This is a genomic window from Mesorhizobium sp. M8A.F.Ca.ET.021.01.1.1 (genome assembly GCF_003998025.1).
Lineage (GTDB): Bacteria > Pseudomonadota > Alphaproteobacteria > Rhizobiales > Rhizobiaceae > Mesorhizobium.
The window spans coordinates 1-994 of sequence record NZ_RZSJ01000994.1 but is presented as its reverse complement, the minus strand read 5'-3'; the positions used below and the strand labels follow the sequence as shown (position 1 = coordinate 994).

At 64.8% G+C, this 994-nt stretch carries 2 protein-coding genes and 2 pseudogenes; 3 read left to right on the top strand and 1 reads right to left on the bottom strand.

Features of this window, described 5'->3' with window-relative positions; genetic code table 11:
- A pseudogene (locus EOA36_RS36120) lies at positions 1-323 on the top strand (protease modulator HflC); the annotation flags it as partial.
- A gap of 6 nt (positions 324-329) precedes the next feature.
- A complete protein-coding gene (locus tag EOA36_RS36115) occupies positions 330-518 on the top strand; it encodes a DUF2065 domain-containing protein (RefSeq protein WP_127281294.1) in 189 nt (62 codons plus the stop codon).
- Between the two features lie 30 nt (positions 519-548).
- Here EOA36_RS36115 and EOA36_RS38870 read toward each other — a convergent pair whose 3' ends face one another.
- On the bottom strand, positions 549-674 hold the full coding sequence (locus tag EOA36_RS38870; RefSeq protein ID WP_272483008.1) for a hypothetical protein: 126 nt from the start codon (positions 672-674) through the stop codon (positions 549-551).
- On the opposite strand from EOA36_RS38870, the pseudogene EOA36_RS36110 reads away from it, so the two are divergent.
- Positions 664-994: pseudogene (locus tag EOA36_RS36110) on the top strand (serine protease); the annotation flags it as partial. The gene EOA36_RS38870 and the pseudogene EOA36_RS36110 overlap by 11 nt on opposite strands.

Below are 994 nucleotides of genomic sequence, written 5' to 3'. Positions count from 1 at the left end.
ATCGTGAAGTGGTCGAGATCGTTGCCGAAGCACGCAAGGAGTCCGAGATCCTGCGCGGCGAGGGCGAAGCCCAGCGCAGCGCCACCTTCGCGGGAGCCTATCAGCGTGATCCGGCGTTCTTCGATTTCTACCGGTCGATGAACGCCTATGGCACCGCGCTCGACAACACCGGGACGACGATGGTGCTGTCGCCGGGCTCGGAGTTCTTCCGCTTCTTCCGCGATCCCGACGGCAAGGAAGGGCCGGCGAAACCGGCCTCGCCAGCAACCGCGCCGGCTGCGGCACCTGCCGCGCCGACGACACAACCCAGCACCGGCCAGTAGCGGCCGGTGCAGGATTTCTTCGCGGCGATAGGCCTGGTCCTTGTCATAGAGGGCCTGGTCTATGGCGGCTTCCCCAGCTTTGCGAGGAAGCTCGCGGGCGAAGTGCTGTCGATGCCGGAGAATGCACTGCGGATCGGCGGCCTGGTGGCGATCGCCATCGGTGTCGGCATCGTCTGGCTGGTGCGGAGCGGGTAAAGGCATCCGGTTTGCGGAATAACGCTCGATTTACGCTCCGCCGATAGCCATAGCCGCAAACGTGCCGTATTTCTTGCCATCATGGCGCGACACGGCGTTTTCGTCGAAGCGCTTTTCTCTTTCAGAAATGCCGGGAGGCTTCTCGATGACATCCAACACCCTTTTGCGCGCCGCTCGACGGACGTTGGTCGCCGGCGCCGCAGCGCTTGTCCTGGGCACCGCAGCCGTTCCGTCTTTCGTGACGCCGACATTCGCCGCCGACGGACCTGCCTCGGTTGCCGACCTGGCGGAACGCGTGCTCGGCGCGGTGGTCAACATCTCGACCTCGCAGACGGTGAAGGGCACCGAAGGGCCAAGCGCCGTGCCGATGCCGCAGCTGCCCGAAGGCTCGCCGTTCCAGGACTTCTTCGACGACTTCTTCAAGAACCGCGGTGGCGAAAAGGATGGCGGCTCGCAGAAGGTGCAGTCGCTGGGCT